This is a genomic window from Mesobacillus jeotgali (assembly GCF_014856545.2).
Lineage (GTDB): Bacteria > Bacillota > Bacilli > Bacillales > Cytobacillaceae > Mesobacillus.
The window spans coordinates 747,118-765,219 of sequence record NZ_CP109811.1 but is presented as its reverse complement, the minus strand read 5'-3'; the positions used below and the strand labels follow the sequence as shown (position 1 = coordinate 765,219).

The window sequence follows — 18,102 nt, the reverse complement described above, 5'->3', positions numbered from 1 at the left end:
GAAATAAATGTCTGTGGAAGGCGGCGACCACAGCATAAAACAGTGGTCCACCCTATAATTCCATTGTACTAGAAAACTCTATTTTAGTATATTTCCAATAGCAAAAGAAGAAGCAAAAGTCCCAGAAAAGACCTTGCTTCTTCTAAAATTAATAAAATATTTTTCTGAGGGAGTACTTTACTCCTCAGACCAGTTCCAGTAAGACATATCCCCGAGGTTGGCCCCCTGGATTTGTTCGTTTTCCCTCAGCTTGAGCAGCTCTTTTACCGGCCCGGTCACGACGGCGCCGTAGACCTGGAATCCTTCTTTCTTTAAATAATTGTACCGCTCCTCGAGGTGGGAAAGACCGAGGAAATTCTCACGGTAGCTGGCAGATTCATCTTCAATCAGATTTTTCATTTGCTTAAGCATCCGTTTCTTATTTTCATCAGTTAGATTTTCAAACAGCAGATTCTTGCTTGTTGAATTGTAACCATTATGCGCATCACGGCCCCCTGTAAAACCAATCGGTTCCACCGAGAATGTATTTCCGCCACCACTCCAGCTTCCTGGTTCAAATCCCTTCATTTCACCAGTATACAATGGCATCCATAGAACATCGAGGTCGTACGGCTTCAAAAACTCCAGCATTTCCTCAGGTGTCATATACTTTTTTGTCGAAAAAGAAAGTTCGGCAACTGTGCCTTCATGAACCTTATCCAGCTTCGTCCAAACCGCCGGATCTTCGTTCGCTTCCAGCTTGTTGCCTGTCTTTGGATGTTCCGGAAGGTAAAAGGAGTATTCTTGCTCGTTCCTAGGCTTAAGGTACTCTGTCTGATTCGTGGAATACATTGGTACCAACCGTTTGGCCAATTGTTTTGTGCCAACAAGTTCGGGCTCTTTCCCAATCATCTTGTAGACTGGATAAGATATCTTTTGCGTAAGGAAAGGGGTGATCTCGGCTGATTCGATGCTGCCGAAATCCTCCTGCATATTCGGCTGGGTCCAATCCATCGCCACTTGGCTGTAAAATAGATGTTTTTTGCCCAGCCCCAGGACATCATAGCTGATTGATACAATCAGCATATATAGCCAAAAGAGAAACAGCGTAGCGAGTATCACCCTGATGACCTTCACCGTCAAGGCAAATCGATATTTAAAAAGGATTTTCTTTTCCTTGTCTTTAGTCCATTCCATGTTCATCGTCCTTCCATCCTTGTTTTTCCGCCATTTGTGCAAGCCGCTTGCGTGCCCGGTGTAGCGTGACCTTTACTTGGTTCTCCGACAGCTCAAGCGCTTCCTCTATTTCCTGGTAACTGAACATCTCAACCTCACGCAAATACAGGATCGACCGGTACTGCTCCGGCAAATAGGTCATCAGCTGCTGCAGGTCATCAGAGGTCTCCTTCTTGATGGCTTCGTCCTCCGGAAGCCCGTATGGACTCGCCATTTCATCCTTCGAAAACAAATAATCAGCGAACGGAACCCATTTTCTCCGCTGCCGGCGGCGCCATTCGTCCAGATAGGCATTGCGAGCCACCTTGAAAAGCCAGGCCCTTACATCCTCATTTTTGTAAAAGGAAAGCGAAATCGTTGCCCGGACAAATGTTTCCTGCGTCAAATCCTCTGCCAGCTGATGCGATCCTGACAGCTTCAGCAAAAAATAATACAGGGGCTTCGTGTACTTTCTATATAAATTGTCGAGTTCATTCCTTCTGCCGTCGTCCATACTACTGCCCCTCATTTTTAAAAATCTCAATACTAAAACGATGAACTATGTAAAATGTTACACCCAATATCAGTAGTTTTGTAAAAAAGTTTTGATAACACTGTTTTCACGTTGAATGCCTTGGCTTTCTCTTTTCGAAGTATGGTACATTATATAGGTACAAAGTGAAGGGAGTTTTTCAAATGACAGAACAAAACAATACTTTACCGCCAAAAACTTGTGAGATTGAGCGTCTGATCACTATGGAAGACGATATTAATCTAGTACTGGAAGGCAAGAAAACAGCAACTCGCCGTAACGGCCGTTATGCCGATGTAGGCGAAATCATGGAGTTAAAGGGAAAGAAATTCGTTGTGGACAATGTCTACTCACAATCTCTTGGTGAATTGACAGATGCTGACGCACAGCGTGAAGGCTATCAAACAGTCGAGGAGTACAAGCAGTCAATCCTGTCTTACCACCCTGGAATGCCATGGCTTCCGCAAATGCGCGTTTGGGTACACGAATTCAGCCCTGTTGAAGAATAAAAAATGAATCTGGCATACCGAGCAATTATTTATCTTCACGTCGCAAGCGTGATTATGTCAATTGGCCCTTTCTTCATTTTGATGCCAATTGTAAAAAAACTGCCTGATGCAGTGGGAAAAGAGCTGGAGGCTCATCTAGCCACATTGAAATCAGCTGTCCGGCTGTCAAAGCACGCCGGCCATGTACTGATTGGAACAGGAGTGCTGCTTGTGATCCTCGGGCCATGGACATGGAAAACACCGTGGATCATCGCCACTCTGGCCTTGCTGTTTGCTTCACTCTTTTTCCTCGCAAGGGCATTCTCGCCGACACTTCGGAAATTTGCCGAAGAAGGCGCAAACAAAATAGAACTCTCCGCAAAATTGAAGCGCACCATCTGGACTTACATCATCTTATTGATGTCGATGCTCTGGTTCATGGTCGTGAAGCCGAATTTGTGGTGAGAACGTTGAAGCCCGGGCCGTAGTGCCCGGGCTTTTAAAATTGGAGGAAATGAACGACTTGGTCGAATTAATTCAAAATGTGGTCGAAATAATCGGAAATGTGGTCGATATATTAAAAAATCCGCCGATATATTCAAGAATGTGGTCAATAAAATTTATAGATGCCAAAATAACTAAAAAAAATTGCCTTCCATAAAGCGAAAAGGGAAACTTTACTGACAAATTCCTGCTCTGATCACTCCATTTCTCCTTATTCAAGTCAATATTTAGCAGTATTTTGCCATAAAAAAACTGCCATCCCAGAATGGCAGCAATCCTATCATTTCTTCGCTTCCTGAAGTGCTTCTTTCTCCACCAGGTCCATAAAATCGGTGACGACTTTTTTGTTGTTCTTTTCTCCGCCCAATTTCAGCAAGGTCTTGCCCAGAAAGTTCAGCCCGGTATTCTGGCCTTGATAAATGAACCTGGTTTCACCCTCCCCGACCTTGATCAGCGTGAATGCCGTTTCAATCTGAAATGCTTTAGCTAGCGTGAACCCGATTTTATTGTGTTTTTTATCAGGAGTATTTTCGTATTCGAGGTCTTCAACGATATACGTTTCGATTCGTTTGCCTTCTTTATATTTCTGCTCGTATTTGGTGCCGACGACTCCTTCTTTCATTTCAATCACCTTGTTCTCTACCACATTTGGCATGATTCGCTGGATGTTCTCCAGCTGAAATAATGTCCAGATTGTCTCAATATTGACGGGTATGATCCGCTCTTCGTGCCACTTAATCATCTCCTGCACCCTCCACTCCAAATTCGAAGAAATCATCCATTTCTTCAATAAGTTCATTTAACTCCTGCACCTGATTAACAAGTCCCTGTCTCTTTTTCAATAATATTTGTTCGAGATTTTCAAACGATTCATCATTCACCACGGTCAGCATTTCCTGGATGGTAAAGTTGAACCGTCTGAGATGCACCAATAACAGCGCAACCAAATAGGATCCGTTGTCATAATAGCGGTATTTATTATTCGGGTCGATGAATACAGGCTCAAGCAGCTTGATCTCCGCATAATACCTGAGCGTCTCCTTGCTGAGCCCCGTCATTTTGGAAAATTCACTTACCTTGTACATTTCGGTCCCCCTATAAAAACATCTTAAACTATGTAGAACACTACAGGGTCAATTGTATTTAAAAAATATAGAAAAACAGCCGCCAAATCAGCGGCTGCTTAGCAGAAGTCTTTCTTGCTTCTTGTTAAAATAAAGTCGTTATGAAAATCTATCGTCAAACCTTTTACTTCATATTCAATCGATGGATCAACAGCGACCTTGATGCCATCGACCAGCATGATCTCGTCATCTTCATCCGGCTCATCCAGAGCCAGTCCAATCTTGGAGCTCCTTCAGCTGATGCCCGCGAAGTAAAGACGGATGCCAGGTACCTGATCAGTCATTAATTGTACTCGTGCTCGCTCTGTGATTTTCATTTCTTTTCAGGAAAAATTCTCTCAAGGGATGTGATCAACTTGGAGTCGAGATTCAGCACTTCGCGTACTTCCCTTGCTTTTGCCTTTGCTTCCTCTACATTCTCAGCTTTGCCCAGTTTCAGTAAAGTACCTGCTGTAAGGGTACCTGTCCGGGTTCTCCCTGTTGAACAATGGAAGTAGATGTTTTTTCCTGACTCATAAGCAGCAGCTACCTCATCCAGTGCCTTCTTGACCGACTCATCCTGATGGGAGTCATCATCATACATTGGCAGGTGTGTGCGTGGATATTCATACGTGCCTTCCTTATTTTCCGCACGCAAATCATAAACCATGTCGATTTTTTCATTTTCCAGCAGTTCGGGGATCGCATCTGCGCCGCCGATAAAAATCCTGCCTGGAATCAAAGCCTGGTAGTTCTTGCTCATATTTATTTCCTCCTTTTAAAAAGGCCAAGAGTTTCCCCTTGGCACGTTATTTTCATCTTATTTCCCTGTCTCAGCAAATGTCTTAATTCTGTCGCTGATTTGGTCACGGACGCGCTGGAACACTGCCCACTTTTCTTCTTCTGTTCCTTCCGCTTTTGCCGGGTCGTCAAAGCCCCAGTGCTCACGTTTTACATGTGGAGGTGTTACAGGGCAATGCTCGTCTGCGTGCCCGCACAGTGTGACGACAAGTTCTGAATTATTCAGGATTTCTGGATCGATGACATCTGAAGTGTGGCCAGTAATATCGATTCCCACCTCATTCATCGCTTTTACAGCATTCGGGTTCAATCCGTGCGCTTCAAGACCCGCACTCTTTACTTCCCACTCGTCACCTAAATATTTTTTTGCCCATCCTTCAGCCATCTGGCTTCTGCAAGAGTTTCCCGTACATAAGAAGTAGATTGTTTTTTTAGCCATAGTGTTTCGCTCCCTTGTTTAGATAATGAGTAACCAAATATATAGACCTACCAAAGTAATGAACAAAGTAGGAATGGTTAAAATGATTCCTGTTTTAAAATAAGTGCCCCATGAAATTTTGACGCCTTTCTGTGAAAGAACATGCAGCCATAAAAGTGTTGCCAAAGATCCAATTGGCGTTATTTTCGGACCTAAGTCAGATCCAATGACATTGGCATAAATCAGCGCTTCGCGGATGACACCTGTTGTGTTAGTATCCGCAATCGCCAGCGCATCAATCATGACTGTTGGCATATTATTCATGACAGAAGAAAGAATTGCCGCGATGAAGCCCATGCCGATCGTTGCGACGAACAAGCCCTGGTCAGCCGCGGCCTGGATGACATCGGCAAGGATGTTCGTCAATCCAGCGTTTCGCAGACCGTAAACGACCACATACATGCCAATTGAGAAGAACACGATTGCCCATGGCGCACCTTTGACGACAGTTGCCGTATGGACAGCCGGGCTTCTTCTCGCCATCATCAAGAAGAAAATCGCGACAATACCGGCAATGAAGGATACAGGAATGTTCAGGAATTCACTTGCGAAGTAGCCGACAAGCAGGATTCCCAGAACGATCCATGATAAGCGGAACATCTTCGCATCCTTGATCGCTTCAACCGGCTTTTTCAGATCAGACATCTCGTAGTTCTTCGGAATGCTGTTTCTGAAAAATAAATACAAGACCAAAATACTTGCGCCTAACGAGAAGAAGTTCGGCACGATCATGCGGGACGCGTATTCAACGAATCCTATATCAAAGAAGTCCGCAGAAACGATATTCACCAGGTTGCTGACTACCAGCGGCAGCGACGTCGTATCGGCAATGAACCCACTCGCGATGATAAAAGGAAAGACCATTTTTTCTTCAAATTTCAGGTTGCGCACCATCGCTAGCACGATTGGGGTTAAAATCAATGCCGCACCGTCGTTTGCGAACAACGCAGCAACAGCAGCCCCAAGCAAGGTAACATAAATAAACATCTTAACGCCGTTACCCTTAGCGGCCCTTGCCATATGTAAGGCGGACCATTCAAAAAATCCAATCTCATCTAAAATAAGTGAAATAATAATGATAGCGATAAACGCGAGTGTTGCGTTCCAGACGATTCCGGTAACATCGATGACGTCCTGGAAATCAACCACTCCAAAAAGCAATGCTAAAATCGCTCCACCAACCGCTGACCAGCCAATCCCCAGACCCTTCGGCTGCCAGATGACCAGTGTCAGCGTCACGAGGAAAATAAGTGAAGCTATAATCGGTAATGACAAATCCACACACCTCCATTAGTCACAGGAAATCCGTTTTCCCTGCTTTTCAAGTTCTGTTAGTTTTTCTTCCTGGCTTGGAAGTGCATCCATGAGCAATTGAACAAAATCGAAATGCTCATTTTGCCGGTTCAACGAGTAAAAAATCCACTGGCCTCTCCTGCTCTCTTTTATCAGCCCTGCGTCCTTTAGCTTGCGGATATGCTGGCTGATCGCCGGCTGGCTGGTATCAAATATAGCTACAAACTCACAAACACAGCAATCATGATCAGCGAGAATTCTCATCATCGTCAAACGTGTCTTATCCCCAAGCAGCTTAAAAATCCCTGCAGCCTGATCCATCTCAATACTTTGCTTAATCAATTACTCTCCACCTCCAATTACCGTATTATCATATAATGATTTGCTTATATGTTCAAGAGTGAATATATGTATAAATTATTAAGACTTTGTAAAGGTGTCTTTGTCCTTATTGTAAGCAGTTGATGCAGAATTTATTTTATCAAACAAAAAACGCCCGGGACCTACCCTTGGCGTCATTGTTAATCGATATTAAGCCAACATGCCTTTCAGCTCTTTGACAGTTAACAGCTTGCCTGTGGAAACCACCTTTTCGTCGATGACAAGTGCAGGGGTGCTCATAACTTTGTACTTCATGATTTCCTTGATGTCTTCTACCTTTTCTACCACAGCGTCAACCTGCAATTCTTCGACCGCCATGCGTGTGTTTTTTTCTAGCTCCTGGCATTTTTTGCAGCCTGTACCTAAAACTTTAATATTCATCTTCATTTCCTCCTCATAATTATAGAATTGCATTGAAACCATAGCCAATCAGTATGATCCCTGTGGCGACAACGCCGACGAATACAGCTATCAGCTTTGGTTTGATTACCTTCCTAAGCAAAATCATTTCCGGCAGGGACAGGGCGGTGATCGCCATCATGAAGGCCAGCGCAGTACCTGCTCCTACACCTTTGTTCAATAATGCTTCGACAATAGGCAGGGAACCGACAGCATTAGAGTAAAGCGGCACGCCTAGTAACGTCGCAATCGGAACCGCGAAGAAATTGCCTTCTCCAGCATATTTGACAAGCAGGTCTTGCGGAGCATATCCATGGATAAACGCCCCAATCCCGATCCCGATCAAGAGATAAAGCCAAATCTTCTGGACTGTCTCCACAACATTACGTGCAGCAAAAATCGTTCTTTCCTTAAGCTCGTCTCTGCTGAAAACTGCTTTCATTTTTTCAGAAAAGGTTCTGCTGTCTCCTTCTTGCATATGAACTTCTTCTTGCCCAGCCGCTATTTCATACACATATGATTCAACATGCTTTTCCATTTTCAGCTTGCCAATGATGGCACCTGCAACAATCGCCAGAGTCATTCCGGCCAGCACATAAATCAATGCTACTTTCCAGCCAAAAATAGAAAACAGCATGACCAATGAGATTTCATTGACGATCGGCGATGAAATTAAGAAAGTAAATGTGATACCCAAAGGGATTCCAGCCTCGACAAAGCCGATGAATAGTGGCACCGTCGAACAGGAGCAGAACGGGGATAAGACACCCAGAACAGCTGCCATCACACTGGCAGCTCCCTTCCTTCTGCCACCGAGCCATTCCTTTACTTTTTCAGGCGGAAAAAAGCTTCTGATGAATGAAATACCGAAAATCATCACCGCGAGCAAAAACAAGATTTTTGTTGTGTCGTAAATGAAAAAGTGGAGTGCACCGCCAAGTCTTGACGATAGCTCCATGTTCAAGACATCAACGACAAGCCAGGTGGCAAGTTGATTAAACATTTAAATCGCCTTCTTTTAGATACGGAATCAGAGGTGCCAGCTTTGCTTTATCAAGACTGTAGACAGTGAACTTTCCTTCTCTTCTGGATTTGATGAGCTTGCCCTTTTCCATGATCTTCAAATGGTGGCTGATTGTTGAGGATGCTCCTGACAGGCCATCGACGATTTCACACATGCAAAGATCCTCGAACCACAACAAGGTCATGATTTTTAGGCGCGTCTCATCTCCGAGCGCCTTGAAAAACGCCGCCTTGCTTTCAAGCTTTTCCGGAGCATCCATAAGAGGAAATTCTTCCTTGGCTCCAGCAATGATCCCTTGCATGGAGTTTGACGATTTTATTTCCCATCCAGTTCGACAACTCATTATCTACACCTCCCACTAAATTATATAACTATTTTTCTAGTTTTGTAGTTTTATTTTTGTCTTATTTATGACTTTAAAAAATAAATCAAAAATTTTTGATTTAACAGTTGCAAATTGGTTTTATAGGAAATATAATACAATATATCAAGAGATTTTGATTAAGGAGAGCTGAAAGTGGAAAAATTCATTCCTTTAACAGACCTGACAACTGACACCAAAGCAGACAAGGAACACCCGCTTCAAAGCACCTTTGAAAAATATGAAAAGAAATTCAAAGCCCTTGCCGACCAAAAACGCTTGCACATCCTCAATCTTCTTTGCCAGCAAGACTCCAGCTGCGTTTGCGATTTTAAGTGAACTGATTGACATGCCCCAATCAAAATTGTCGTATCATTTGAAGATTTTGCTTGAAGCCAATCTGATCCAGAAAGAAACAAAGGGAACCTGGAGCTACTACACAGTAAACACCGAAGAAATAAACCACCTCTTATCTCCAGAGCTTTGCTGCCTTTTCAGACCTAGCAACTGTTGTTAGGTTAACTTTTCAACGTATTAATCAACTTTTTTTGATAAATAAATCAACATATTTTGATTAAGGAGAGGATATACATGTTTTATCATGACTATCAAGCATTGGCACAGTTAAAGCAGGAGGAAGTTGAAAGGAAAGCCAGACACGCGTGGAAGTTCTTTGAACAGCCGGAAACAAAGCAATTGCCTTTTTTTTCCCGGAAACAAAAACAGCAGCCTAAATGCTGCCCAGTTCCAGCTAATTGCTAAAGGAAGAAGGTAGAGGAAGATGATTGAATTTCTAAAAAGCTTTTTATGGATCGCCCTTGAATTGACTGTGCTTTTTATCGGGATTTCCTTCTTGATCAGCCTGCTTCAGGGATACATTCCTTATGAAAAAATCGAAATAAAACTGACAGGACGCAATCAAGTACTAGCCAGCTTTGCAGCCATCCTGTTCGCGTTTATCACACCCTTTTGTTCCTGCTCCACGATACCAGTAGTCGTCAATATGCTGAAAAAGAAAATTCCGTTTTCAATCGTTATGGTTTTCCTCTTCGCTTCTCCGGTGCTCGACCCGACAATTTTAACCATCATGGGTGTCGTGATGGGCTGGAAGGTAACGATCATTTACACAGTTATCACAAGTGTTTTCTCGATTGTCATCGGCTTTACACTCGATAAGCTGGGATTCCAGCGTTACGTCAAAAATGTCATCATGTCTGGCTATGAAGAAAAGAACCAAAAGTTCAATTGGAGATTTGCTTTAGACGAAACCTGGTCGCTGATGAAAAGTGTCTACCCTTACTTGCTCATCGGTGCTGCAATCGGCGCCGTCATCCACGGACTTGTTCCAACTGAAATCATTACGAAATGGTTCGGGCATGATGCATGGTGGCTGATTCCAGTCGCAGCAATCGCCGGAATTCCATTATATATCCGGCTTTCAAGCATGATTCCGATTTCGCAAATGCTGATTTTAAAAGGAATGGCCCTTGGTCCCGTGATGGCAATGATGATCAGCTCAGCCGGTGCCAGCCTGCCTGAAGTCATCCTATTAAAATCGATTTTTAAAAAGCAGCTTGTGATTGCATTTATCGCATCAGTTATTACGATGTCGACAGTGTCTGGATTTGTGTTCTATTTTGTATAATAAATCAAAATATCTTGATGAAAGGAGGTGAAAATAATGGCTAATTTTATCAAAATCCTGATGGGCAGCAACTCAAGGTCTGATTGCTGCAGCGTGGAAATCAAAGAAGTCCAGGAAACAGAAGAGAAAAACGAAGCTTGCTGCGGCGGTGATGCTACTTGCTGCTAATATTTTTACAATAATAGGAAGACGGCACGAATAGGGTTCTTTTTTAGGCAATTACCGTGCCTTATCGAGAGATTATCACACTTTTTCGAGCAATTATGGGGTTGCTTCGGGAGAATATTTTTTCCAGCAACCTTATCGCCATCGTCACATACCAAAAACAACAAAAAAGGTGGAGCCAGGCATCCAAACAGCCTGATTCCACCTTCTTTTTTATTCTTCAACTTCAAGAACTGGCATGATTTCCACCTTAATATTACGAATCCGGTGATTTTCTACTTCCTTGACGATAATCCGCAGGTTTTCGTAAACAAATGTATCGCCGTTTACCGGGATACTCTCAAGAGTTTCAAAAATCCAGCCGCCTAGGTTGTGGTAAGAAGTCTCCGGCATTGGCACATTGAACAATTCAGCAAAATCATCTAGATCATACTGGGCATCGAATTCATACGTGCTCTCATCGATTTTTGTTATAATGTTGACCTTTTCATCGTGCTCATCCCAAATCTCGCCGACAAGCTCTTCAAGGATGTCTTCAAGCGTAATCAGGCCGCTCGTGCCGCCGAATTCATCGACTACGATGGCCATATGGCTCTTCGTCCTTTGCAGCTCAGGCAACAGGGTGGCGATTTTCATCGACTTCACGACGAACATCGGCTGACGGAGCATCTCACGGACATTCACTTCTTTATTCTGAATCAATTCAGCGAAAAATTCACGCTCGGACAAGAATCCGATGACATTATCTATATTCTCTTCATAAACCGGGATTCGTGAAAAACGTTCCTCAAGGAAAATCTGCTTGATTTCCTCAAGAGGCTGGTTTACTTCGATTGTAATCATATCCATTCGATGTGTTAAAATTTCGCCGACAAGAACATCGTTAAATTCCAGGGAACGGTGCACAAGCTCCCTCTCATCATTGTTGATGACGCCCTCTTCTTCACTGATGTCCACCATCACCTTGATTTCTTCTTCGGTGACAGATGGCTGGGCTTCCCCATCCTTCGAGAACATCCTCGATACGGATGCCTTCAATTTACTGAACACGAAATTGATTGGCGTAAGGATTTTAATCAGCAACAGCAGGATACCGGAAATTTTTAACGAATAAGCTTCTGCATTTTCCTTCGCTATTGACTTCGGCAAAATTTCACCAAAAATCAGGATCAAGATCGTCATACCAAATGTACTTACGATCAGACCTGTGCTTGCTCCGAAGATATCAACAGCTACCTTGGATGAAATACTCGCCGCTGCAATATTGACGATATTGTTACCTACTAGAATTGTAGACAACGCGTCATCAAAATTCTCAGAAATATACAAAGCTTTCTTGCTTCCAGCGCGGCCTTCAGACTCATAGTTTCGCAGCCTGATTTTATTGACGCTGGAAAAAGCGGTCTCTGCCGATGAAAAGAAGGCAGACAAAAGAATTAAAACACCTAATAAAATGACTAAACCTATGGGAACTTCCAAAAAAATTCACTCTCCGAAAAAAAATTTGTCAGAATATATTTTACAGGTCTTGAGTAAATAAATCAAATACTCTATCTTGACCTTGTTTATGTACGGTTTACCCAGCGTAAAGGTTTCATAATCTATAGATTTTTCATTTCCTTGCCTGTCGATTTATTCTTATTGAATAAGTTGATCGTTGAAATCACGCGGTAGCCAAGATAAGCGAATCCTGATCCAAGAATCGCACCTACTAGGATATCCGCCGGATAATGCACCCCGGCCCATATCCGCGAAAAACCAACCATCCCGGCGAGCAAGATCCATAAATATGTATGCTTCCTTTTAAACAGCCAGAAAGTAACCGCCATCGTAAAAAAAATAATTGTATGGTCACTCGGAAACGAGTTGTTTACTTCCATCTCAATCAATTGATTAACATCGGGAAGCCTTGCAAACGGCTGGTGATTCGAGTGAAGCATGCCCGCAATTTTCCCGGCTATCTCTGCCAACAAAAGTGCTGTCAAACCACTTACCACCATCAATCGATTCCTTTGGTTTCGGCTGAACAAGTATACAAGGACAGCCGCCGCTAACAGGTAAATCGCATTGTTAGCAATTATGACCATGACCGGATTCAGCGCTCCGAATTCCTTTCCGGCATCATTGATCATTCTGAAAAGCTCAATATTCATTCTGTTAAAACCTCTCCCCCAAACAAATTACTTTGATTATACAATATTTTCCGCTGTCCAAAATAAAAAAATCGAAGGCCGAGATAGCCTCCGATTTTTAGACAGGTAAATACTTATTATTCCGATTAACAGTTTCCGCGAAATCATTGATTGATCCCAGATCGAGATGAGAAATTTCTTCTGTCGATCCGCTTACACTTTTCGCAATGATTTTCTCGAAAAAATTCATCTTTGAAAAAATGAATTCACCCCCGAACAATCCTTTCGCGATTGCCGCTTCCCTGAGGCTTGGCGGGAATGCATTCTCAAACTGAGTGTGTGCTTCCTGGCCTTCCCTCATGCAGCAAAGAAACAAGCCGAGCTTTTTTCTTCGCAGCACGTCCTCATGCTCTTTCATGAATTTTTTTATTTTTCCCTGGATGCTGCCGGCATGGATGGATCCGCCGATCAACACAGAATCAAACAGCTCCAAATCTGAATGGAGCTTTGTCTTATCCAGATTGATGGCAATGACATCCCCTTCAATCTGCTTTCGTAAGAGATGTGCCGCTTTTGCTGTCGTACCATGTGTTGAGCAGTAAACAATCAAACTCTTCATTAGATCGCCCCCATCAGCCCTCTGGTATTCCAGACCACCGTTCATAGTCCATTTGGGTTTATTATAGCTTTTAGTTGAAGAAAAAGTGTGAGAGTTATATGGCAATTTTCTAACAATTCACGTTTGTGATGATGAGGTGATTCCCAGATGAAGTTTCTACTGCATCACATCGGCAATTTTTTTATGTGACCGGTTTTCTCTCCCAACGCCAACTCCGGGAACATAAATCTACTTTATATGCCCCGTTTCTCTCCTAACTCCAACTCCGAGAACAAAAACCCCTTACGTGACCCGTTTCCTCTCTACAAATCCAATCCAGCTTTTACTTTGTGGTTTTTCTCCAGCTCCAACAACTGCTGTTTCATGGCAATCCCGCCCCGGTACCCTGTGATTGCGCCGCTTTTGCCGATGACCCGATGGCATGGCACAGTGATCAGCACTGGGTTAGCGCCGATTGCGCTTCCTACTGCTCTCACAGCAGCCGGCTTGCCGATTTTTTCTGCAATATCTGAATATGTACATGTTTCGCCATAAGGGATTTCCTTCAAGGCCGTCCAGACTGCTTCCTGGAATGCAGTTCCTTTTACATCGGCTGGCAGGGAAAATTGTCTGAGCTTCCCTTCAAGATACTCAGCCAACTCATCCCTGTATGGTTTTAAGGCTTCCGAATTCTTTTCAAATACAGCAGCGGGAAAACGTTTAGCCATATCTTCATAATCCTCTTCTGGTGACCCTACATAGCATACGCCTTTGCCGGTCGCCGAAATAAAAATTTCGTCTCCATTAAAATGAAGGATGTCATAATAGATTTTTTGCTCCACAACTCCTCACTCCTTCTTACGGTCTTTTCCTCATTATATCTAAAAAATGGAAACTACCATATTTATAATGGATATTTTTAAAAAACATTAAATTCTAAATTTTCTTTACACTAGTAAATTTTCCCTTTACGATGAATATGGAGTGCAAAAACACTCCCATTAAATAAAAGGAGGTTCAGCAAAATGGACAATTCAAAAAAGAAGCTTATTTTAACTAAAAAGGAAGATGGCCCATAGCCAAGGAGGAGAAAGGTAATGGCACAATTGAACAAGGTGATCCAAATCGAGAAATATCATGAAGGATTGGCGGCTGGAGTCGCCAAAATGTGGAATCTGAGTCGTGACGGCTGGGGCGGAGATACGCGCGTCATGACGGAGGAGCAGGTGAAAAAGAAGGAAGCTAACTCTGACAATATCGAGCTTTATCTGGCGCTGGACAGTGAAGAAGTCGTCGGTTACTGTGGCTTGTCTGAGTATAAGGAAGATACGGGATCGTTGTATATCCCGCTCCTCAATGTCAGGCCCGATTACCAGGGGCATAAGATTGGCAAAAAGCTCGTGCTTCAGGCGCTGGATAAGACGGTGGAGCTGGGCTGGCCGCGGCTTGACCTTTACACCTGGGCCGGGAACACGAAGGCCGTTCCGCTTTATAAGAAGTGCGGCTTTTTCTGGGAGGATCGGGATGACTCGACCCATTTAATGAATTTCATTCCGCAGGTCCTGAATACACCGCTGTTAAAACCGGTCTTTGAATCATTGGACTGGTATGAGGACAGCACTAGATTAATAGAGGTGAAGCCGGACGGTGTAAAGGAAAACGGTTTTACATTCTATGAATATAGCTGGCAGAATGAAGAAACTTCAGCCCGGGTACAATTCGAACGAACAAGCCGCGGCATCAGCTTGATTGAAACGGATGAGTTCATCCTGCAAATAAAAATGGCTGACCATGAAGTGATCCAGGAGGAAGAACGGGAATTCGAAATCACGGTCGTGAACAAGGGCGGATCACCCCTTAACTTTAAAGCAAATGGGACGGACACAGGACGAATCAAGTATGATTTCGCTGCGGATCAAATGGTAGAAGATGAGTCTACTATTACTGCGTCCTTTACCGTTGAAAAAGGCGAAGAACCAAGCCACTGGCGTACACACCCAAGCATCAAGGCCACGATATCGGTCAATGGGCTTGAGTGCGAGTTAAAGCTTGGCGTCTTTCCAATCAACCCGGCAAAAATAGAAGGCAACTATTCTGGTAATCTTTCATTCCTGGACAAAGCGACGTCTATTGACGTTGAAATAACCAATAACTTGAGAGAGAATGCGGAGTTCCAAATAGACTTCCCTGTAAATGAGCAAGTCGTATTAACAAAACAAACATTCACAGTGGAAATTCCTGCCCGGGGCCGGAAGACGGTGTCTGTGCCTTTGACGATAAAACAGCATGGATTTTACAATCCTGAGCTTACAATTACAGCAACAAAAAACGATGAACAAAAGCTGACCTTCCAGCAGGACATCTCGGTTGCTTTCAAGGGCCTTGGCGAAAAGTTCGGCGGTGAATCAAAGGATTTCTGGCATATTTTCAACGGACTTGGCCAGATCAATGTCCGCAAACGGGACCTGCTGACATCAGCTGCCAGAAACAACGAGAAAAATCAGCCTTTTGCCTTTATGACACCGAAGCTTGGAAAGCCCTATTCGCTGGAGTTCACCAAGAAAAAGCCTTCCTCTGTCACCTGGGAGATCAATGATTCTTCGATTGATATGAAAATTAGCCTGGAATCTGCCGAGATGGAGGGACTGCTTTTAACCCAGACATACCGCTTGTTCGGTGACGGGATCGTCCATACATGGGCTGAGGTTGAGAATATAGGTGAGAGCGTTCATCCTGAAGTGGCCTTCAGCCAGCCTGTCTACCATGAACTCGAAAAAGTTTACTTCCCGCTCGATGGCGAGGTTGTTCATTTTACCGAAAATCGAATCATGGAAATTGGCGAGCTAGATTCTGAGAGAATCACAGGGAACTGGTATTTTTCCGAGGGGCAGTACGGCCCGATTGGCTTGGCCTGGTCTAAGGATAGCAGTGCAGGGCCTGAGAGCTGGCAGTTTATCATCGAGGACCAATTCGGAAAGCTGGAGCCAGGGGCAAAAGCTGTGTCAGGAACCATCACCCTGTCACTTGGTGCTTTCCAGAGTGTTGAGGAGTTCATCGCCTATGCAGAGCAAGTGCATGTCGGTAAGAAACCTGAAAAGGGCAGTGAACTAAGCTTTAAAGCTGATCAGCTCGTAATCCAGCCTGATGCTGACCTAGAGTTCACTTTGAAAACATACCGTAACAGCTACCTGGATGGCACATTAAAGATTGGGAATGAGATTCATGAAATTACCGCAGAAATGGAGAAAACCTCTCATTCTATGACAGTGCCATTCGCTGCCCTGCAACCGCTGTCCATTGTCGATGCCTCATATGAAGGCAATGGGACGGAAGCTAGATTCAAAGAATTGCTGCTCTCTCCTTCGGGAAGTGTTACTTCTGCAACGGATGGCAATTTGATCATCGATAACGGCATCATCACTCTGAAGGCAGACCCAAACTTCTATCCTGGTATCTATTCAATGAAAGTGAATGGCCACGAATGGCTCGACCACTCCTATCCAGAGTTGACGGCGAAGAGTTGGTGGAATCCATGGGCAGGCGGAATGAAGACCGCACCGAATGGAATCAATACCTTCTCACTGTTAAAAGAAACCAGCCATGCTGAAGTGGTTGAAAAGAAGGACAGTGAAGGCAATAAATGGACCGGGCTGGCGATTACAACGGAGTTTAAGGAACATAAGCAGTGGAACGGCGTCCAGTACACGCAATATTATTTGATGCTTCCTGGCGTGCCCATTGTCGCTTCTTTTGCAGAAGTGAAGGACGCTGGCGGGAAAAATCTTGCACATGAGGTGTGGATCACAGACCTGTTCATTGGCGGTGACACACTGACCGATGTAGGAATTTCAGTCAGTGACAGCAAACAGGCGCATGCCTATCACGCAGGCAAAGAGGAGATTGCTTTGCTGCTGGATGAAGATTCTTATTTTACCTCCAACAGCTGTGACGATAAGTTTTATATGATTTCGAACAACGATGCCTATCCAACTGACGCGTATACAAATAAAGAAGTTTTACAGCTCGTCTCAAGGCACAAAGGCGAATTCGAAAAAAGTGCTCCGCTTTTCCTGCTTTTCGATGAGCGCAAACTGACTGGCGATTTGCTGAAAAAACTGAGAAGATTCCAATTTTAAAAGGAGAAAACATGAAAATTATCGATGCCCATATACACCTATCAAACATCAAATCCTTTTATGAAACGGCCGAGAAGCTGTCATTTGTCGACTATTCCACAGCTGGCATCCTAAAGGAGTTCAAGGAGGCCAATGTGGTGCTAGGGATCGGCATGGGCCTGACGGAAACCGATAAGATGGGATTCCCTGATTATGAAGCCCGGACACCGATGGGGCTAGATATGGAAGCTGAGCTCCCGGTCAACATATTTTGCTGCGCCGGGGTCAATCCATATGACCTCGATGTGGCAGCGCTTGCCCGTCTTGAAAAAGAACTGCAAAATCCGAAGACAGTCGGTATCAAGATTTATCTTGGATACTATCCTTTTTATGCGTATGACGAAGTGTACGAACCGGTCTACAAGCTGGCCGCGAAATACCAGCTTCCTGTTGTGTTCCATACCGGAGACACTTATTCGGAACGCGGGTATTTGAAATATTCCCATCCGATGGCGATTGACGAGGTCGCGGTCAACCATCGGGATGTAAATTTCATGATGGCACACTTTGGAGATCCATGGACGTTGACCGGAGCGGAAATCATCTATAAAAATCCGAATGTATTCGCTGATTTGTCAGGATTGATTGTCGGCACGAAGGCAGAACTGGATAAACGCAGCCAGGGACGTTTTCTTGACCACCTGCGCCATGCGCTTGAGTTTGCTGATTCGTACGACAAGCTGTTGTTCGGCACAGACTGGCCGCTGATTCCAGTCGGTCCGTATATTGAGTTCATCAAAGACCTGATTCCGCCCGAGCACCATGAGGACTTATTTTACAATACCGCACTGAAGGTATTTCCGAAAATCAAGCCATTTTTGGAATAGGC

General features: G+C 44.0%; 23 protein-coding genes and 1 pseudogene. 9 read left to right on the top strand and 15 right to left on the bottom strand.

Annotated features, from left to right (window positions below; translation table 11 throughout):
* Window positions 1-177: 177 nt before the first annotated feature.
* Both FOF60_RS03865 and FOF60_RS03860 read right to left on the bottom strand, forming a co-directional pair.
* Entirely contained in the window at window positions 178-1,182 is a 1,005-nt protein-coding gene (locus tag FOF60_RS03865; protein ID WP_192469685.1) for an anti-sigma factor, read from the bottom strand.
* A complete protein-coding gene (locus FOF60_RS03860) occupies window positions 1,163-1,708 on the bottom strand; it encodes a sigma-70 family RNA polymerase sigma factor (RefSeq protein ID WP_192469686.1) in 546 nt (181 codons plus the stop codon). Before FOF60_RS03860 ends, FOF60_RS03865 begins: the two co-directional genes overlap by 20 nt.
* A gap of 182 nt (window positions 1,709-1,890) precedes the next feature.
* Between FOF60_RS03860 and FOF60_RS03855 the strand changes: the two genes are divergently transcribed.
* The gene (locus FOF60_RS03855; protein WP_192469687.1) at window positions 1,891-2,235 is read left to right on the top strand and encodes an ASCH domain-containing protein; all 345 of its coding nucleotides are present in this window, start codon (window positions 1,891-1,893) and stop codon (window positions 2,233-2,235) included.
* Window positions 2,236-2,244: 9 nt separating this feature from the next.
* The gene (locus FOF60_RS03850; RefSeq protein ID WP_192469902.1) at window positions 2,245-2,679 is read left to right on the top strand and encodes a hypothetical protein; all 435 of its coding nucleotides are present in this window, start codon (window positions 2,245-2,247) and stop codon (window positions 2,677-2,679) included.
* A 319-nt stretch (window positions 2,680-2,998) separates the two neighbouring features.
* Here FOF60_RS03850 and FOF60_RS03845 read toward each other — a convergent pair whose 3' ends face one another.
* Window positions 2,999-3,460, bottom strand: a complete 462-nt coding sequence (locus FOF60_RS03845) for an SRPBCC family protein (RefSeq protein ID WP_192469688.1) — start codon at window positions 3,458-3,460, stop codon at window positions 2,999-3,001.
* Entirely contained in the window at window positions 3,453-3,803 is a 351-nt protein-coding gene (locus FOF60_RS03840; RefSeq protein ID WP_192469689.1) for a MerR family DNA-binding transcriptional regulator, read from the bottom strand. Before FOF60_RS03840 ends, FOF60_RS03845 begins: the two co-directional genes overlap by 8 nt.
* A 140-nt stretch (window positions 3,804-3,943) precedes the next feature.
* On the opposite strand from FOF60_RS03840, the gene FOF60_RS03835 reads away from it, so the two are divergent.
* A complete protein-coding gene (locus tag FOF60_RS03835; RefSeq protein WP_192469690.1) occupies window positions 3,944-4,129 on the top strand; it encodes a hypothetical protein in 186 nt (61 codons plus the stop codon).
* A gap of 26 nt (window positions 4,130-4,155) precedes the next feature.
* On the opposite strand, the gene FOF60_RS03830 is transcribed toward FOF60_RS03835, so the two are convergent.
* The 7 genes from FOF60_RS03830 to FOF60_RS03800 form a co-directional block, all read right to left on the bottom strand.
* Window positions 4,156-4,584, bottom strand: coding sequence for a protein-tyrosine phosphatase family protein (locus tag FOF60_RS03830; protein WP_192469691.1), 429 nt, complete (start codon window positions 4,582-4,584; stop codon window positions 4,156-4,158).
* 57 nt (window positions 4,585-4,641) lie between these two features.
* Window positions 4,642-5,061 (bottom strand): arsenate reductase (thioredoxin), encoded by a 420-nt coding sequence (gene arsC, locus FOF60_RS03825; protein WP_192469692.1) that lies wholly within the window; start codon window positions 5,059-5,061, stop codon window positions 4,642-4,644.
* A gap of 18 nt (window positions 5,062-5,079) precedes the next feature.
* The gene (locus tag FOF60_RS03820; RefSeq protein ID WP_192469693.1) at window positions 5,080-6,375 is read right to left on the bottom strand and encodes an arsenic transporter; all 1,296 of its coding nucleotides are present in this window, start codon (window positions 6,373-6,375) and stop codon (window positions 5,080-5,082) included.
* Between the two features lie 15 nt (window positions 6,376-6,390).
* Window positions 6,391-6,735, bottom strand: a complete 345-nt coding sequence (locus FOF60_RS03815; protein WP_192469694.1) for an ArsR/SmtB family transcription factor — start codon at window positions 6,733-6,735, stop codon at window positions 6,391-6,393.
* Between the two features lie 189 nt (window positions 6,736-6,924).
* On the bottom strand, window positions 6,925-7,155 hold the full coding sequence (locus FOF60_RS03810) for a thioredoxin family protein (protein ID WP_192469695.1): 231 nt from the start codon (window positions 7,153-7,155) through the stop codon (window positions 6,925-6,927).
* A gap of 19 nt (window positions 7,156-7,174) precedes the next feature.
* The gene (locus FOF60_RS03805; protein WP_192469696.1) at window positions 7,175-8,176 is read right to left on the bottom strand and encodes a permease; all 1,002 of its coding nucleotides are present in this window, start codon (window positions 8,174-8,176) and stop codon (window positions 7,175-7,177) included.
* Window positions 8,169-8,540: an ArsR/SmtB family transcription factor gene (locus FOF60_RS03800; protein ID WP_225649763.1), complete on the bottom strand. Its 372-nt coding sequence runs from the start codon at window positions 8,538-8,540 to the stop codon at window positions 8,169-8,171. The genes FOF60_RS03805 and FOF60_RS03800 overlap by 8 nt, the downstream gene beginning before the upstream one ends.
* Window positions 8,541-8,741: 201 nt before the next feature.
* On the opposite strand from FOF60_RS03800, the pseudogene FOF60_RS03795 reads away from it, so the two are divergent.
* From FOF60_RS03795 to FOF60_RS03780, 4 genes and pseudogenes are all read left to right on the top strand, one after another.
* Window positions 8,742-9,075, top strand: a pseudogene (locus FOF60_RS03795) (ArsR/SmtB family transcription factor).
* Between the two features lie 74 nt (window positions 9,076-9,149).
* Window positions 9,150-9,320 carry a hypothetical protein gene (locus tag FOF60_RS03790; RefSeq protein WP_192469697.1) on the top strand — a complete coding sequence of 57 codons (171 nt, stop codon included), beginning with the start codon at window positions 9,150-9,152 and terminating at the stop codon, window positions 9,318-9,320.
* Between the two features lie 19 nt (window positions 9,321-9,339).
* On the top strand, window positions 9,340-10,203 hold the full coding sequence (locus FOF60_RS03785) for a permease (protein ID WP_192469698.1): 864 nt from the start codon (window positions 9,340-9,342) through the stop codon (window positions 10,201-10,203).
* Window positions 10,204-10,239: 36 nt separating this feature from the next.
* Window positions 10,240-10,371 carry a hypothetical protein gene (locus FOF60_RS03780; RefSeq protein ID WP_264647639.1) on the top strand — a complete coding sequence of 44 codons (132 nt, stop codon included), beginning with the start codon at window positions 10,240-10,242 and terminating at the stop codon, window positions 10,369-10,371.
* A gap of 210 nt (window positions 10,372-10,581) precedes the next feature.
* Here the strand turns inward: FOF60_RS03780 and FOF60_RS03775 are convergent, their stop codons facing one another.
* From FOF60_RS03775 to FOF60_RS03760, 4 genes are all read right to left on the bottom strand, one after another.
* Entirely contained in the window at window positions 10,582-11,847 is a 1,266-nt protein-coding gene (locus FOF60_RS03775; RefSeq protein WP_192469699.1) for a hemolysin family protein, read from the bottom strand.
* A 122-nt stretch (window positions 11,848-11,969) separates the two neighbouring features.
* Complete coding sequence (locus FOF60_RS03770; protein ID WP_192469700.1) at window positions 11,970-12,521, bottom strand: undecaprenyl-diphosphatase; 552 nt, start codon at window positions 12,519-12,521, stop codon at window positions 11,970-11,972.
* A 97-nt stretch (window positions 12,522-12,618) separates the two neighbouring features.
* The gene (locus FOF60_RS03765) at window positions 12,619-13,119 is read right to left on the bottom strand and encodes a flavodoxin domain-containing protein (protein ID WP_192469701.1); all 501 of its coding nucleotides are present in this window, start codon (window positions 13,117-13,119) and stop codon (window positions 12,619-12,621) included.
* A 302-nt stretch (window positions 13,120-13,421) separates the two neighbouring features.
* Window positions 13,422-13,940: a methylated-DNA--[protein]-cysteine S-methyltransferase gene (locus FOF60_RS03760; protein WP_192469702.1), complete on the bottom strand. Its 519-nt coding sequence runs from the start codon at window positions 13,938-13,940 to the stop codon at window positions 13,422-13,424.
* Window positions 13,941-14,195: 255 nt separating this feature from the next.
* On the opposite strand from FOF60_RS03760, the gene FOF60_RS03755 reads away from it, so the two are divergent.
* On the top strand, window positions 14,196-17,234 hold the full coding sequence (locus FOF60_RS03755) for a GNAT family N-acetyltransferase (RefSeq protein ID WP_192469703.1): 3,039 nt from the start codon (window positions 14,196-14,198) through the stop codon (window positions 17,232-17,234).
* An 11-nt stretch (window positions 17,235-17,245) separates the two neighbouring features.
* Complete coding sequence (locus FOF60_RS03750) at window positions 17,246-18,100, top strand: amidohydrolase family protein (RefSeq protein WP_192469704.1); 855 nt, start codon at window positions 17,246-17,248, stop codon at window positions 18,098-18,100.
* Window positions 18,101-18,102 lie beyond the last annotated feature (2 nt).

What these genes read in the sequence shown, in the direction of transcription:
- FOF60_RS03830 (WP_192469691.1), bottom strand. Translation starts at nt 4,584, where the DNA reads ATGAGCAAGAACTACCAGGCTTTGATTCCAGGCAGGATTTTTATCGGC.
- arsC (WP_192469692.1), bottom strand. Translation starts at nt 5,061, where the DNA reads ATGGCTAAAAAAACAATCTACTTCTTATGTACGGGAAACTCTTGCAGA.
- FOF60_RS03805 (WP_192469696.1), bottom strand. Translation starts at nt 8,176, where the DNA reads ATGTTTAATCAACTTGCCACCTGGCTTGTCGTTGATGTCTTGAACATG.
- FOF60_RS03860 (WP_192469686.1), bottom strand. Translation starts at nt 1,708, where the DNA reads ATGGACGACGGCAGAAGGAATGAACTCGACAATTTATATAGAAAGTAC.
- FOF60_RS03790 (WP_192469697.1), top strand. Translation starts at nt 9,150, where the DNA reads ATGTTTTATCATGACTATCAAGCATTGGCACAGTTAAAGCAGGAGGAA.
- FOF60_RS03785 (WP_192469698.1), top strand. Translation starts at nt 9,340, where the DNA reads ATGATTGAATTTCTAAAAAGCTTTTTATGGATCGCCCTTGAATTGACT.
- FOF60_RS03845 (WP_192469688.1), bottom strand. Translation starts at nt 3,460, where the DNA reads ATGATTAAGTGGCACGAAGAGCGGATCATACCCGTCAATATTGAGACA.
- FOF60_RS03800 (WP_225649763.1), bottom strand. Translation starts at nt 8,540, where the DNA reads ATGAGTTGTCGAACTGGATGGGAAATAAAATCGTCAAACTCCATGCAA.
- FOF60_RS03835 (WP_192469690.1), top strand. Translation starts at nt 3,944, where the DNA reads ATGAAAATCTATCGTCAAACCTTTTACTTCATATTCAATCGATGGATC.
- FOF60_RS03855 (WP_192469687.1), top strand. Translation starts at nt 1,891, where the DNA reads ATGACAGAACAAAACAATACTTTACCGCCAAAAACTTGTGAGATTGAG.
- FOF60_RS03755 (WP_192469703.1), top strand. Translation starts at nt 14,196, where the DNA reads ATGGCACAATTGAACAAGGTGATCCAAATCGAGAAATATCATGAAGGA.
- FOF60_RS03770 (WP_192469700.1), bottom strand. Translation starts at nt 12,521, where the DNA reads ATGAATATTGAGCTTTTCAGAATGATCAATGATGCCGGAAAGGAATTC.
- FOF60_RS03780 (WP_264647639.1), top strand. Translation starts at nt 10,240, where the DNA reads ATGGCTAATTTTATCAAAATCCTGATGGGCAGCAACTCAAGGTCTGAT.
- FOF60_RS03865 (WP_192469685.1), bottom strand. Translation starts at nt 1,182, where the DNA reads ATGAACATGGAATGGACTAAAGACAAGGAAAAGAAAATCCTTTTTAAA.
- FOF60_RS03810 (WP_192469695.1), bottom strand. Translation starts at nt 7,155, where the DNA reads ATGAATATTAAAGTTTTAGGTACAGGCTGCAAAAAATGCCAGGAGCTA.
- FOF60_RS03840 (WP_192469689.1), bottom strand. Translation starts at nt 3,803, where the DNA reads ATGTACAAGGTAAGTGAATTTTCCAAAATGACGGGGCTCAGCAAGGAG.
- FOF60_RS03765 (WP_192469701.1), bottom strand. Translation starts at nt 13,119, where the DNA reads ATGAAGAGTTTGATTGTTTACTGCTCAACACATGGTACGACAGCAAAA.
- FOF60_RS03750 (WP_192469704.1), top strand. Translation starts at nt 17,246, where the DNA reads ATGAAAATTATCGATGCCCATATACACCTATCAAACATCAAATCCTTT.